This is a genomic window from Vibrio cyclitrophicus (genome assembly GCF_024347435.1).
In the GTDB taxonomy this organism is placed as follows: Bacteria; Pseudomonadota; Gammaproteobacteria; order Enterobacterales; family Vibrionaceae; genus Vibrio; species Vibrio cyclitrophicus.
In genome coordinates this window covers 1,051,022-1,064,473 of the sequence record NZ_AP025480.1, presented here as the reverse complement: position 1 = coordinate 1,064,473, position 13,452 = coordinate 1,051,022, and the positions used below count along the sequence as shown (strand labels likewise).

At 42.4% G+C, this 13,452-nt stretch carries 11 protein-coding genes; 5 read left to right on the top strand and 6 right to left on the bottom strand.

Features of this window, described 5'->3' with window-relative positions; genetic code table 11:
• Window positions 1-213 precede the first annotated feature (213 nt).
• Window positions 214-1,290 carry an iron-sulfur cluster carrier protein ApbC gene (gene apbC, locus OCW38_RS04955; RefSeq protein WP_261895291.1) on the bottom strand — a complete coding sequence of 359 codons (1,077 nt, stop codon included), beginning with the start codon at window positions 1,288-1,290 and terminating at the stop codon, window positions 214-216.
• A 157-nt stretch (window positions 1,291-1,447) separates the two neighbouring features.
• On the opposite strand from apbC, the gene metG reads away from it, so the two are divergent.
• On the top strand, window positions 1,448-3,508 hold the full coding sequence (gene metG, locus OCW38_RS04950; protein ID WP_261895289.1) for a methionine--tRNA ligase: 2,061 nt from the start codon (window positions 1,448-1,450) through the stop codon (window positions 3,506-3,508).
• Window positions 3,509-3,717: 209 nt separating this feature from the next.
• The gene (locus OCW38_RS04945; protein ID WP_010437231.1) at window positions 3,718-4,197 is read left to right on the top strand and encodes a YehS family protein; all 480 of its coding nucleotides are present in this window, start codon (window positions 3,718-3,720) and stop codon (window positions 4,195-4,197) included.
• 132 nt (window positions 4,198-4,329) lie between these two features.
• Here the strand turns inward: OCW38_RS04945 and fadR are convergent, their stop codons facing one another.
• Window positions 4,330-5,169: a fatty acid metabolism transcriptional regulator FadR gene (gene fadR / locus OCW38_RS04940; protein ID WP_010437230.1), complete on the bottom strand. Its 840-nt coding sequence runs from the start codon at window positions 5,167-5,169 to the stop codon at window positions 4,330-4,332.
• Between the two features lie 637 nt (window positions 5,170-5,806).
• On the opposite strand from fadR, the gene nhaB reads away from it, so the two are divergent.
• Together nhaB and dsbB are read left to right on the top strand one after the other, a co-directional pair.
• On the top strand, window positions 5,807-7,399 hold the full coding sequence (nhaB, locus tag OCW38_RS04935) for a Na(+)/H(+) antiporter NhaB (RefSeq protein WP_010437229.1): 1,593 nt from the start codon (window positions 5,807-5,809) through the stop codon (window positions 7,397-7,399).
• A gap of 147 nt (window positions 7,400-7,546) precedes the next feature.
• A complete protein-coding gene (gene dsbB / locus OCW38_RS04930) occupies window positions 7,547-8,056 on the top strand; it encodes a disulfide bond formation protein DsbB (RefSeq protein WP_016799414.1) in 510 nt (169 codons plus the stop codon).
• A gap of 122 nt (window positions 8,057-8,178) precedes the next feature.
• Here dsbB and OCW38_RS04925 read toward each other — a convergent pair whose 3' ends face one another.
• Window positions 8,179-8,799 (bottom strand): YecA/YgfB family protein, encoded by a 621-nt coding sequence (locus OCW38_RS04925; RefSeq protein ID WP_010437227.1) that lies wholly within the window; start codon window positions 8,797-8,799, stop codon window positions 8,179-8,181.
• 176 nt (window positions 8,800-8,975) lie between these two features.
• Between OCW38_RS04925 and dusC the strand changes: the two genes are divergently transcribed.
• Window positions 8,976-9,932 carry a tRNA dihydrouridine(16) synthase DusC gene (gene dusC, locus OCW38_RS04920; RefSeq protein WP_261895286.1) on the top strand — a complete coding sequence of 319 codons (957 nt, stop codon included), beginning with the start codon at window positions 8,976-8,978 and terminating at the stop codon, window positions 9,930-9,932.
• Between the two features lie 74 nt (window positions 9,933-10,006).
• Here the strand turns inward: dusC and OCW38_RS04915 are convergent, their stop codons facing one another.
• The 3 genes from OCW38_RS04915 to yfbV all read right to left on the bottom strand — a co-directional run bounded on the left by OCW38_RS04915 (window position 10,007) and on the right by yfbV (window position 13,431).
• Window positions 10,007-11,473, bottom strand: a complete 1,467-nt coding sequence (locus OCW38_RS04915) for a sensor domain-containing diguanylate cyclase (RefSeq protein ID WP_010437221.1) — start codon at window positions 11,471-11,473, stop codon at window positions 10,007-10,009.
• A gap of 251 nt (window positions 11,474-11,724) precedes the next feature.
• Window positions 11,725-12,690 (bottom strand): ABC transporter substrate binding protein, encoded by a 966-nt coding sequence (locus OCW38_RS04910; RefSeq protein WP_010437219.1) that lies wholly within the window; start codon window positions 12,688-12,690, stop codon window positions 11,725-11,727.
• A gap of 288 nt (window positions 12,691-12,978) precedes the next feature.
• Complete coding sequence (yfbV, locus tag OCW38_RS04905) at window positions 12,979-13,431, bottom strand: terminus macrodomain insulation protein YfbV (protein ID WP_010437216.1); 453 nt, start codon at window positions 13,429-13,431, stop codon at window positions 12,979-12,981.
• Window positions 13,432-13,452: the final 21 nt, after the last annotated feature.

Here is a 13,452-nt window from a genome sequence, read left to right as displayed (position 1 = left end):
GCCTGATTATAGGGGCTAAACAACATAGATTCTAGTCGCCATTTTAGCTAATTGCAGTCAAATTGATGATATCAATGCATTTAATGAATACAATCGTTTGCTTTCAAATAACTTACCTACAACTATTTGCACAACCCCAATGGCTATTTCCTAAACCCAAAAAGCCATTTATCTTACCAACCATTATTTACAAGACATTGAGAGTGGCCAACTTTATTCAACCATAGAGAAGTTAATTGCTTCCGGTCTCGCTTTTCCCGTCCAAAACATCTTCGCAGCAACATTTTCAGCAAGCTCTAGATAATGACGAGTATGTTCGCTGTCAGGGCGACGTATTACCGTTGGGCAGCCAGCATCAATGTCTTCTCGTACATCAATATGCAGTGGAATTTGCGCCAAGATATCGAGGAAAAATTCTTCAGACATAGCCTCTGCGCCACCAGCGCCAAAGATATGCTCTTTCTCACCACAATGACTACAAATATGGTAGCTCATGTTTTCGACGAGACCCGCCACAGGTACGTTCACTTTATCGAACATCGCTACACCTTTACGTGCATCGGCTAAAGCCAAATCTTGAGGAGTCGTCACGACTACCGCGCCCGTTACTGAGATCTGCTGCGACAACGTTAGCTGAATATCACCCGTGCCCGGTGGCATATCGATAACAAGGTAATCCAACTCTGGCCATACGGTTTCGTTAACAAGTTGGCCTAAAGCTTTAGCTGCCATAGGGCCACGCCAGATTGCCGCATCGTCTTTCGACACAAGATACCCAATAGAATGTGTAAAAATGCCATGCGCCTCAATTGGCATCATCCATTTATTATTCTGTACTTGTGGTCTTGCGTCTAATTGGCCAAGCATCATAGGCACTGACGGGCCATAGATATCTGCATCCAGCAAACCGACTTTTGAACCTGACTTAGATAACGCGAGCGCAAGGTTTACCGAAGTTGTTGATTTACCCACTCCCCCCTTGGCAGACGTTACCGCGATAATGTTCTTAACGCCTTTCAATGGTGTAGCGACGGTAGTTTCAAGCGCTGATGGCTTCACATTCACTTCGAATTGAAAAGCGCTGACAAGTTGCTGTTCGATCTGAGCGTTAATCCAGTATTTAAGATCAGCAGCCAGTTGATTCGCAGCAAAAGGTAAAGTAATAACAAATGATCCACGCGGATCAACCGATACAATATTTTGGTGTTGCGCCCACTCAGGAATGAGGATTGGTGATTCGAACTCATTCAACCATGAACAGAAATCTTGCTTAGAAGTAAAGTTACGCATTGAGGCTCCTTTTTTATTTATGCTATCACCCACGAGATAAAGACTGAACCCCTAAAAAACTAGGGGAATCCTTTGTCTGATACCTTGGCGTATCACACGTTATAAAGTAGTATTACCTCTCAAAATTTATACCTATCAAAAAAGCGAATTATTAAGTATGGCAACTGATCCAAGACAACTTTTGGTAACTTGTGCGCTTCCGTACGCTAACGGCTCTATTCACCTTGGTCATATGCTTGAGCATATCCAAGCTGATATCTGGGTTCGATACCAGCGTCTACGTGGCAACACTGTAAACTTCATCTGTGCTGACGATGCTCACGGCACGCCAATTATGCTTAAAGCTCAACAGATGGGTATCACACCAGAAGAGATGATCGCTGCTGTTAGTGAAGAGCACCAAAAAGACTTCGCTGGCTTTGATATCAGCTTTGATAACTACCACAGCACACACAGCGAAGAGAACCGTGAACTGGCTTCTCACATCTACCTAGAACTTAAAAAGAACGGCTTCATTTCTAGCCGTACTATTTCTCAGCTTTTCGACCCTGAGAAAGAGATGTTTCTACCAGACCGCTTCGTAAAAGGTACTTGCCCTAAGTGTAAATCAGAAGACCAGTATGGTGATAACTGTGATAACTGTGGTGAGACATATAGCCCAACTGAACTGATTAACCCTAAATCAGCGGTTTCTGGCGCAACTCCAGTAATGAAAGACTCTGAGCACTTCTTCTTCGACCTACCTCAGTTCGAAAGTATGCTTAAAGAATGGACTCGTTCTGGCTCTCTACAGAATGAAACTGCAAACAAAATGCAGGAATGGTTTGAGTCTGGTCTGCAACAGTGGGATATCTCACGTGATGCACCTTACTTTGGCTTTGAAATCCCAGGTGAAAAAGACAAGTTCTTCTACGTATGGCTAGACGCACCTGTTGGCTACATGGCTTCTTTCAAGAACCTATGTGACAAGCGTGACGATCTAAACTTCGATGAATACTGGAAGAAAGACAGCACAACTGAGCTTTACCACTTCATCGGTAAAGACATCGTTTACTTCCACAGCCTATTCTGGCCAGCAATGTTAGACGGCGCAGGCTTCCGTAAGCCAAACAACGTATTCGTGCACGGCTACGTAACAGTGAACGGTGCAAAGATGTCTAAGTCGAAAGGCACATTCATCAAAGCAAGCACGTACCTAAACCACCTAGACCCTGAGTGTCTGCGTTACTACTACGCAGCTAAGCTAAACAGCCGTATCGATGATTTAGACCTTAACCTTGAAGACTTCACTCAACGTGTAAACGCTGATGTAGTAAACAAGATTGTTAACCTAGCTTCTCGTAACGCTGGCTTCATCACTAAACGTTTTGAAGGCAAGCTAGCTGCTGAATTTTCAGAACCTGAGCTATACAACGAATTCGTTGCTGCTGCTGAGCGTATCGGCGAGCTATACGAAATTCGTGAGTTCAGCCGTGCTATCCGTGAAATCACTGCACTAGCGGATAAAGCTAACCAGTACATCGATGAGAAAGCACCTTGGGTTCTTGCAAAAGAAGAAGGTAAAGAGAAAGAGCTTCAAGAAGTTTCTTCTGTTGGTATTAACCTATTCCGCGTACTAATGGCTTACCTGAAACCAGTAATGCCAGAGCTTGCAGCTCGCACTGAGGCTTTCCTAAACGAAGAGCTAACGTGGGAAGCGATTGCGACTCCGCTAACTGATCACGAGATCACTAAGTTCAAAGCGCTATTCAACCGCATTGATCCTAAGAAAGTGGAAGCAATGGTTGAGTCTTCTAAAGAAGATGCAGCCACAGAGGCAGCAGCGAAAGAAAAAGCAGAAGCTGAAAAAGAACAAGCAAGCCAAACTGAGCTAGACAAAGAGCCAATCGCAGACGAGATTGAGTTCGATGCCTTTGCTGCAGTAGACATGCGTATTGCTCGTATCATCTCTTGTGAAGAAGTACCAAAAGCGAACAAACTACTAAAGTTCCAACTGGACATCGGTGGTGAGACTCGCCAAGTATTCTCTGGCATCAAATCAGCATACAAACCTGAAGAGCTAGAAGGCAAGCTAACCGTAATGGTAGCTAACCTAAAACCTCGTAAGATGAAGTTTGGTATGTCTGAAGGCATGATCCTGGCAGCTGGCCCTGGCGGCAGCGACCTGTGGATCCTTGAGCCACACGAAGGTGCTCAACCTGGTATGCGTGTAATGTAATTCTGGCTTCAGTCAGATAACAAGCACTCATCACTAAATCCCTAATGCATTTTTAACTTGAAAGAGTTAATCAGCATTGGGGATTTTTTATATCTACCGAAAATAAGCGTTCTCTGTTAGAGTCGCCGTCAACTATGCTATGTAGAGTAGAAATTAGTTTGTCGACGATAAACACCTCTTTACTCTAAAACCCTTTTTAGGAATCCCCAGTGACTAACAACGAAATCTTGCGTCGTATTCAACACGCACTAAACCTTAAAAATGCACAAATCATCAAAGCTATCGAACAAGCTGATGTGACCGTTGCTCATGACCAAGTGATTAACTGGCTAAAAGACGACAACGACAAGTCATGCTCTAAGATGAAAGATAAAGAGTTAGCGGTATTCCTAAATGGTTTCATCAACCTTAAGCGTGGCAAGAAAGAAGGCGAGCAACCTAAACCTGAAGTTGCACTGACGAACAACATGATCTTCATGAAGCTTCGTATCGCATTAAACATGAAAGCAGAAGATGTTTTGGACGTACTAGAAGTAGTTGGCATTAGCTTGAGCAAGTACGAAATTGGCGCTTACTTCCGCAAGCCAGAGAACAAGAACTACAAAGTATGTGAAGACCAGCTACTTTGCGATTTTCTAAATGGCGTGCAATTTACTAACCGTCCAGACTCAGAAGAGTTTGCAGGGTAAGTTACTGCCTATTGATAAGTTTTCACCAACTATCGATGAATAAAAAGCGGCGAGATAATTTGATTATCTCGCCGCTTTTTCGTTTTCTTTACGTCACCGACTAAACAGGAACAACAATAGTAAACCTATGGCTTAGCTGTCGTCTTCAGTGAAGTTCGTTGGTAATGTCGTTTTCATTTCATTCCAAACTTGTGCACTTGCGATGCCGTAGTTACGAATCACTAATGGCAAGTTTTCACGTTGGCCGCTCTCGCAGATAATGAACAACTCTTTATAGAAGTCCATCGCCAAGCGTCGAGCTTCTGGGTTAGAGAAGTAGTAACTGCCAATTCGGTCATACAATTTACGCACACCATTAAAAATCAGGCCATAGATTTGGTTGCCTGAATGAAATGCCAGGCGTTGGAAAAGCATGTAGTCATAAAAGTTAAAAGTCTTCGCGATTAGTATCGTCTGACGTTTCGCTTCATCTTTTTCTACATCTTCTTTCACTGATTGTTTGATCTTATCAGCATAAGGTGAAGACTCTAAAAACTCGTCCCACGTTGGTGCCGCAAGTAGCGCTTCGCAAGATTCAATCACATTACTGATCGTACGCTCTGAAGCTTCTTTATTTGATTTGAATGCGTAACGCATAAAGATAGGGCTGATATTCGTTCGAGCAGCAAGCAAGTCTTCTACCATCTTACTTGCATTATCCACGTCCAACGTCATCAATGTATCGAGAATATGAAGACCTGAGGTTTCCATAAACTGATTAACTTTCGTTGGCTTGCCATGTTGGATTGTCAACCAACCATCACGTGCAAGACGCTGAAGTACTTCACGAAGCGTAGTCCGTGTAACGCCAATCAGCTCGGAAAGCTCACGCTCTGCTGGCAAGATAGAACCTGGAGGGAAACGGCCATTCCAAATACTTTCAATAATATACTTCTCTGCAAATCCTGCCGGGCTCTTCGCCTTAATGACCATCTACACTTCAATCCAATTTAATTATTCTGTTTTAATTTACTCATCATACCACTAGTCACACCTAGCGGAAACACCCTCAAAAGTTTTACTCCCCCAAAACACGAGTAGAGTTAAAACTCTAAAGTTCAGCACACGTTTGCAACTTAGCTTTAGAAAGCAAGCAACTACAAACCACCATTTCAACAAATTATTAACACAACAAATTTCCTTTTAAATCAATGATGTTGGTCATATTTTTAAAACCACTAAATTGCAATGTTAAGTTGTAATAATCATATATAAACCGCTTCTATCATGTAAATTTCAATCATTTCGCTCAAATATTGATTCTAGTCGGTTTTTATCACATTTTAAGTGGTATGCTTGCGCTACTTTGATCGCGTTTCTCGATAAAAAAGGGGTATTTTTAGTGCAGCAGGGCTTTTCCTGTTGACTAAATGTTATCTAAGAGTAGAGTTGCGCTCAAAAATTAGCAGTGCTTGAGTTTCTAAGGGAGTGACTTGGCAAGACCACAGAACATTACATGGAATGTAGTTTTTCTAAGTCACTGTTAGTTATGTGTTTTAACAAATACATAACTCGATTCTCAAATGTTGTATTGCTTGTCTATTCATAATCAACATAAAAGAGTATTAACATGCCGATGTCTCTCGGAAACGCTTTTATCAAGAACTTCCTTGGTAAGGCTCCTGATTGGTATAAACTTGCCATCATTTCCTTTTTAATCATCAACCCGTTTGTTTTCTTCCTAGTTGACCCATTTGTTGCGGGCTGGCTATTGGTGGTTGAGTTTATTTTCACGCTAGCTATGGCGCTAAAATGCTACCCTCTTCAACCTGGTGGTTTATTAGCAATTCAAGCCATCGCCATTGGTATGACCAAGCCTGAAATGGTTTATCACGAGCTACAAGCAAACCTTCCTGTATTACTCTTATTGGTGTTCATGGTTGCTGGTATCTACTTCATGAAAGAACTGCTTCTGTTCATTTTCACGAAGATACTGCTCGGCATCCAGTCCAAAGTTTTACTCTCTATTGCGTTTTGTGTTGCCGCTGCTTTCTTGTCTGCCTTCCTAGATGCACTGACAGTAATCGCGGTCGTTATTAGCGTTGCAGTTGGCTTCTACTCTATCTACCACAAAGTAGCATCAGGTAAAGGCACAACGTCTGCGCACGATCATACTCATGATGAAGAGATCTCCGAACTAACACGTGATGATTTAGAAAACTACCGCGCTTTCTTACGTTCACTGCTTATGCACGCTGGTGTTGGTACCGCGTTAGGTGGTGTAATGACTATGGTAGGCGAACCGCAAAACCTAGTAATTGCTAAACAAGCAGGTTGGGAATTCGGTGAGTTTATTATCCGTATGCTACCAGTAACACTGCCTGTATTCGTCTGCGGTATTCTAACTTGTGCGCTTGTAGAGAAATTCAAAGTGTTCGGCTACGGTGCAAAATTGCCAAATAACGTTCGCCAAATCTTAGTTGAGTTCGACAACAAAGAACGAGCAAATCGTACCAAGCAAGACGTTGCAAAACTATGGGTTCAAGGTGCAATCGCAATTTGGCTTATTGTAGGCTTGGCGCTTCACGTCGCTGAAGTGGGTTTGATCGGTCTTTCAGTTATTATTTTAGCAACGGCATTTACTGGCGTTATCGAAGAGCATTCAATGGGTAAAGCCTTTGAAGAAGCGCTACCATTTACAGCACTTCTGGCTGTCTTCTTCGCTGTAGTTGCGGTAATCATCGACCAATCACTATTTAAGCCAGTGATCGATGCAGTACTTCACGTTGAAGATAAAGGCGCACAGTTAGCCCTCTTCTATGTAGCCAACGGTATCTTATCGATGGTTTCGGATAACGTGTTCGTAGGTACGGTTTACATCAACGAAGTGAAAACAGCGCTCGTTGAAGGCATCATAACTCGTGACCAATTTGACTTACTTGCTGTTGCTATCAACACAGGTACTAACTTACCTTCGGTTGCTACACCAAACGGCCAAGCTGCATTCCTATTCCTATTAACATCAGCACTTGCTCCGTTAATTCGACTGTCTTATGGCCGCATGGTCATCATGGCTCTGCCATATACTATCGTGTTGGCACTGGTTGGCCTTGCCGGTATTGTGTTCTTCGTTGAACCAATGACAGCATGGTTTTATGATGCAGGTTGGATTATTCACCGAACTGGTGAAGTCATTGCTCCAGTTATCTCTGGCGGTCACTAAGCTAAACACTGTGTCACAAACCACAACAAGTATAACTAACTAATCAAAAATATTAGTTGATTAGGAAACTTATCCAAGATAAAAAGCTCTGAGTATTCAGGGCTTTTTTATTTTATAGACAGGATTAAATTCGTGAATTTTTTTGTAATGCTCAAAGACTTCTCTAAGGGACGTTTATCTTGGCTTTTATTGCTGGCTTTTATTGTATTTTTTGAAGCATGCGCTCTCTTCTTTCAGCATGTGATGATGCTTGGCCCTTGTGTAATGTGTATCTATGAGCGCGTTGCTATGCTTGCTATCGGCGTCGCGGCAATCATTGGCGCTGTTGCTCCTAATAACCCAGTATCACGCTGGCTAGGCCTTGCTGGTTGGGGATTTGGTGCTTATAAAGGTTTAATGCTTGCGTTAGAGCACGTTGACTACCAGTTTAATCCGTCTCCTTTCGCTACCTGTGATTTATTCGTAACCTTCCCTAGTTGGGCACCATTAAACCAATGGGCCCCGTGGATGTTCGAAGCTTACGGCGACTGCAGTAAAGTCGTTTGGCAACTCTTAGACCTGTCGATGCCTCAATGGCTAGTGATTATCTTTGCCGGTAACTTAATTGCTTGTGGTTTTGTTATCATTTCTCAATTTTTCAAATCGAAAAAGGACTAATACAGACCTTTAAAATAGAACAAAAAAGTCGACTACAAGGTCGACTTTTTTATCGCTTAAGCTTTTCATCACTTAAAGGAAGTTAACTACTCACTCAAGCTGAGTTACTCAACAAGCCGTGATTAGCTGTTTTTGCCACAGCACTGCTTAAACTTTTTGCCACTTTCACATGGGCAAGGGTCGTTGCGACCAATACCTTTGAATGGGTTCACGCTCTGCGATTTATTGCCTAACATAGCTTCATCAGCCGCCAATGCCACCTCTGAAATCATTAGATCAACCTGCCCCACTAAATCTTGAAGTGATGGTGGGTTTTCAAGCCCAGCCGCAATCATTTGCTGCTGAGTTTGTTCTTCATCAATCGCTAACATGAGAGTTGTTAGGAGCGCTTGTAACATACGCAGAGTGCCATCAGCCATCGTCACTGTTTGCCATTGCTCTTCCACAGTAGGCCAAACCATCATAAAACCTTCAGCGAAATCGGCGAACTGCTCATTAAAATCGCCATCAGCCAACACATCAGTCAGTAAATATTCATTACGCTGAATTAGATTATGTTGACGGTTAATTTGCTCAGTCACCATTGAAACCAATTCTTTGCCAGCTTCAGGAGCAATGACAGCCAGCCACGCTTCTGGATCTAATGGCTTAGTCGCAAGGTTAGAAGCAAGAATTGCCCCTTCGATAAATTGAGGAGTAATGTCAGTCGTAGATTCAGGTAAGTTTAATAATTGATATGTCATGAAAGCTCTATTTATTAGATCATTTATCCCATTATAACGTTATCAGGCTTAACCTGTCGCTATTAACCGCTGAAGCCGTTATGCCGACACTTACTACACGCATAGTGACATCTCTATGATCAAACCGTACAATCACGCCTCTTAATTTTCGATACACTCAGTTTCGGTAGAGCAATATGCGAGTAATACTTGGCCCTATGGAGGGCGTTCTAGATCACCTAATGCGTGAAATTCTTACAGAGATCAATGATTACAATCTCTGTGTCACAGAATTTGTGCGTATCGTTGATCAACTTCTTCCCCCGCATGTTTTCCACCGTATTTGTCCAGAATTACTTCAGGGCTCTCAAACCATGTCTGGTGTGCCTGTCCATGTTCAGCTACTGGGTCAACATCCTAAATGGATGGCAGAGAATGCTATTCAAGCAGCAAATCTTGGCGCGAAAGGGATCGATCTAAACTTCGGTTGTCCAGCCAAAGCGGTAAACAAAAGTAATGGTGGGGCTTCATTGCTCAAAGAGCCAGAACTTATTTACCAAGTAGTAAAAGCATGCAGAGAAGCAGTGCCTGAGCATATCCCCGTTTCAGCTAAAATTCGCTTGGGTTGGGAGCACCCGGATGAGTGCTTTGAGATTGTCGACGCTATCGAACAAGCGAAAGCGGATGAACTGACTGTACATGCTCGTACCAAAGTTGGCGGCTACAAAGCCAGCGAAATCAAATGGGATTACATCAATCAAATAAGAGAGCGGACCTCTTTACCGTTGATTGCGAATGGAGAAATTTGGAACTATCAAGATGGTCAAGATTGCATTGAAACAACAGGAATCGATTCATTGATGGTTTGCCGTGGTGCTTTCAACATTCCGAACCTTGGTAATGTCGTTAAGCACAACCACCCTAAAATGCCGTGGAATAAAGTGATTGAACTTTTACTGCGCTACTCAGAGTTTCAAATTAAAGGGGATAAAGGCATGTACTACCCCAATAGAGTGAAGCAGTGGTTTGTTTATTTAAGTAAAGGCTACCCTGAAGCAAACGAACTATTTAAAGAAATTCGTACCTTTAAGAAGGCGCCACCGATAGTAGAACGCCTGCAGCTTTACCAAGAGCAACACTGCCAATTCCATTAATTCTTTAGGCACGTTTTATTCAAAAAACGCATCACTGCTTACTTACTCCTCAAAACACTTGTCCAATCGCGTGGCTAAAATTCGAGACGGTTTTTACCTGTCGTCTTAGCCACGTACAGCTTTTCATCTGCGTATTTAAATATCTCTTCGAAGTTAAGTTTGTTTTGCTCTGTTTCAACGAGACAGACACCACCTGATACTGTAAATCCATTGGGAATAACATCGGCTGATGTCGCGCAAATCGCATTTTTCACACGCTCTAACGTTCTCATCAGTGTCTCACGATCCTCGCCTTTCATGTAAACAACAAACTCTTCTCCACCAAACCTAGCTGCCACGTCACTGCTTCGAATGCTGTTATTTATCTGACGAGACATAAAGCGAATCACATCGTCGCCTTTATCATGCCCATAGGTGTCATTGATTGACTTAAAATCATCAATATCAAGCACCGTTAGAGCAAATAGTTGGTCATGCTCTACGCTTTGCCAAAACACTTCTAAACCACGTCGATTCAATAACCCTGTCATCGGATCTTTGGCAGCAAGCTCTTTAAAGTAACCGCGTTCAATATTGGAATTAACGTAAAAGAAAATGGTCACGGAGAACAGATAAACGATAATCGCAACAATTAAGCTATCTTTTTCATAAATAAAGAAATGCTCGATTTCCTTAGCTAGATTTAACTCGTAATACATCGCATGATGTGACGCGACGCCTTCTAAGGAAATCTCACGATAAAAGATTGCAGAATCGCTTGGATCCACCAGAGTCGTATCAATAATGTTCACTCTTCCCGCTAAATGCTGATTAGAAGCCTCTAACAGTTTGTCCGCATCAATATCGACAGATAGCATCCCTTGATGGACGCCTTTGTGAAATACAGGAATAGTCATACTGATAATTCGGTCCAGTGAATCGAATCGGTACACAGGCCCAGTTAACGTAAGTTGTTCTGGATTATTAGCAGTTTTTTGCCAATAAGGTCGACTTTTGATGGTGGAAAGAAGCGCCTTACTTAATCCTTTGGCAAAATTTTCAGGTGATGAAATGACATAACCACTCGCATCAATGAAGTGCACACCGTCATGATATTCATCAAGTTGAGATAGAAATGAAAGGATAGGAGCTAAAGCGATCTTCTCTGATGCACCTTTATAGCTATCGCTGCTTTCAGAGCACAACGACTCTTCACCAACCAGCATATAGTCGATGTCAACTGAAGGGATATCGCCGGTTTTACCATCTGCGAGAAGCAGGACGTCGATAGGCCAAATGCGACATAGGCCATTAACTACCTGCTTATTATGGTCGAGAAAAAGTGGATTTCCGGATTTGTAGTAGTTTGAGAAGCTGTAATCTAAAGCAGTAACCACCTTCGTCGTTCGTGTGAACACCTCTTCAATGCGATGAAACTCAACGTTGATATCTTTTTTTACCGCATCAAAATGATTCTTACCAATTAGACCTAGCAACATTATGGCGATCACGGCAGGGAATCCAAAGACAAAGCGAAGGCTAAAGTGCCTGTTTACTTTCATATAATGTGCTCTTAGTGCTCAGCTATTTTCATTTATACCATTAATATTATGGCATTAATTGTCATTTCCCTCGATGTAAAATGATGTAAATTGATATTAACGATATGACTAATGGTAAGATAACTGCTTAAAAATGAATAAAGTAGAACGCAAGCCAGATATAGAATCGATGAGTTTTGTTCATCTAAGCAAATTCAATACTGTTAACAACAATCACTTAAATACCGTCAAACAATTGATAATTAACCTTATCAACGACTGATTATCGCACGATCAATGACGGACTTCGGCAGTGTCACACCAAGTTCGCGAGCCGCGTCTAAGTTAATGACCAGTTTCGAACTCTTTGCTGTTTTAACACTTAACTTTCCAGGTTTTTGTCCGTTCAGAATCGCCGCTACATAGTCTGCAGTTTGGACACCTACGTCATAATAATCTAACCCTAAGCCCGCAATAGCTCCCTTACCAACGTAAGAAGTAGCCCCTGCGACGACGGGAGTATTCGCTTGATTCGCTGCTTCAATAAGACCTTCTATACCACTTGCAACCGTGTTATCGGTCAACGCATAGATAACATCAGACTTCTTGGCAACAAACCCTGCTTTTGATTCAACATCATCAATGGTCAACGCTTTTTCAGTATAAAGAGTAATACCAAAATCTCTCGCAGCCTCTTTCAACAAACCAACTAACGCAACGGCATTTGCTTCTGCAGGATTATAAACAACCCCAATAGAGCTTGCCTGAGGAAGAAGCTCTCTAATCAGTGAGACATGTTGAGAAACCGGAGATAAATCAGAAAGACCGGTGACATTTCGCCCCGGCATTTCCAATTGTTTAACTAGCCTTGCACCGATTGGATCGGTAACTGCCGTAAATACAATAGGAATTGAACGAGTAGCTGAGACTAACGCTTGTGAGGTCGGGGTAGCAATGCCCACTAACACATGGGGATTTTCGCTCACTAACTCTCTAGCGATCTTGGCCGCTTGGACAGGACTGCCATTGGCCATTTCGTAGGAAAACTCTAAATTTTTACCTGCTTCATAGCCTTTCGCTCTCAATCCTTCGATAAGCCCTAGACGTGTCGCATTCAGATCTGGGTGGTCAACAACTTGTGAAACCGATACTTTGGCGACGTTCGCCATTACGTTGCCAGTCCACAGCAACAACAGACAGCCTAAAACCGCTGCCAATACCTTTCTTACAGAACCCATTATCGCTCCCTACATCAAGCTCTACTCGTTATTAATCGCTCGAAGAGAACAACATCAAAATAATCACTATTGACATTATTACCAGTAACTATTGATAAGTTGAAGTGATATTTAACAAAAACACAACAAAGTTCGAGTTATGCGAGAAAAGGCCAGATTAGGTTAACTGAAAGGTAAGAAACAAAATGAATAAGGGAGTAACTAAACAACTAAAGTAGAGAACGAATCTGAGAACGAGCTACTGATACAAAGTCGTTCTCAGACAAACGGAGGAAACAAACTGCTCTTTTAGAACCAACGCTCCATAGAGGACTTATCTAGCTGACGAAATGCGCGATTTAAAATGATCGCCAATTCTTTATAACGAGGACGTGGCTTTATTGGTTCTAAAGCAAAACCTGTCTCAGTAATTTTCTCGTGTAATTCGCGATACCACGATACTAATGCTGGTGGAAGTTGCGTGTTTGAGCGGTTGCCTAACCACCACATACCCTGAAGCGGTAAACTAATAGCGAACAAAGCCATAACCACAGCTTGCGGCATCGCTTGATAATTATTAAAGACCATTTGCGTAAGAACGCTAATAGCGGCTATTGCTGGCATCACCTTTACGCCAAAGCGCGTCGCCTTGATAATGCGTTGCTCAGGGAAAATAGCGTTTAACTCTTTTCGAACAGGCCAGAGATCCATGTACTTTTGGCCATCTTTTAAACTGCTCGCTAAACCAACTCTATTGCTCATATGAGTCTCCCGTTAAAAAAA

Bases quoted from the DNA above. Each gene is read 5' to 3' on its own strand.
- dsbB (WP_016799414.1), top strand. From the start codon at position 7,547: ATGCTCAAAGACTTCTCTAAGGGACGTTTATCTTGGCTTTTATTGCTG.
- OCW38_RS04915 (WP_010437221.1), bottom strand. From the start codon at position 11,473: ATGAAAGTAAACAGGCACTTTAGCCTTCGCTTTGTCTTTGGATTCCCT.
- dusC (WP_261895286.1), top strand. From the start codon at position 8,976: ATGCGAGTAATACTTGGCCCTATGGAGGGCGTTCTAGATCACCTAATG.
- OCW38_RS04910 (WP_010437219.1), bottom strand. From the start codon at position 12,690: ATGGGTTCTGTAAGAAAGGTATTGGCAGCGGTTTTAGGCTGTCTGTTG.
- metG (WP_261895289.1), top strand. From the start codon at position 1,448: ATGGCAACTGATCCAAGACAACTTTTGGTAACTTGTGCGCTTCCGTAC.
- yfbV (WP_010437216.1), bottom strand. From the start codon at position 13,431: ATGAGCAATAGAGTTGGTTTAGCGAGCAGTTTAAAAGATGGCCAAAAG.
- fadR (WP_010437230.1), bottom strand. From the start codon at position 5,169: ATGGTCATTAAGGCGAAGAGCCCGGCAGGATTTGCAGAGAAGTATATT.
- apbC (WP_261895291.1), bottom strand. From the start codon at position 1,290: ATGCGTAACTTTACTTCTAAGCAAGATTTCTGTTCATGGTTGAATGAG.
- OCW38_RS04925 (WP_010437227.1), bottom strand. From the start codon at position 8,799: ATGACATATCAATTATTAAACTTACCTGAATCTACGACTGACATTACT.
- nhaB (WP_010437229.1), top strand. From the start codon at position 5,807: ATGCCGATGTCTCTCGGAAACGCTTTTATCAAGAACTTCCTTGGTAAG.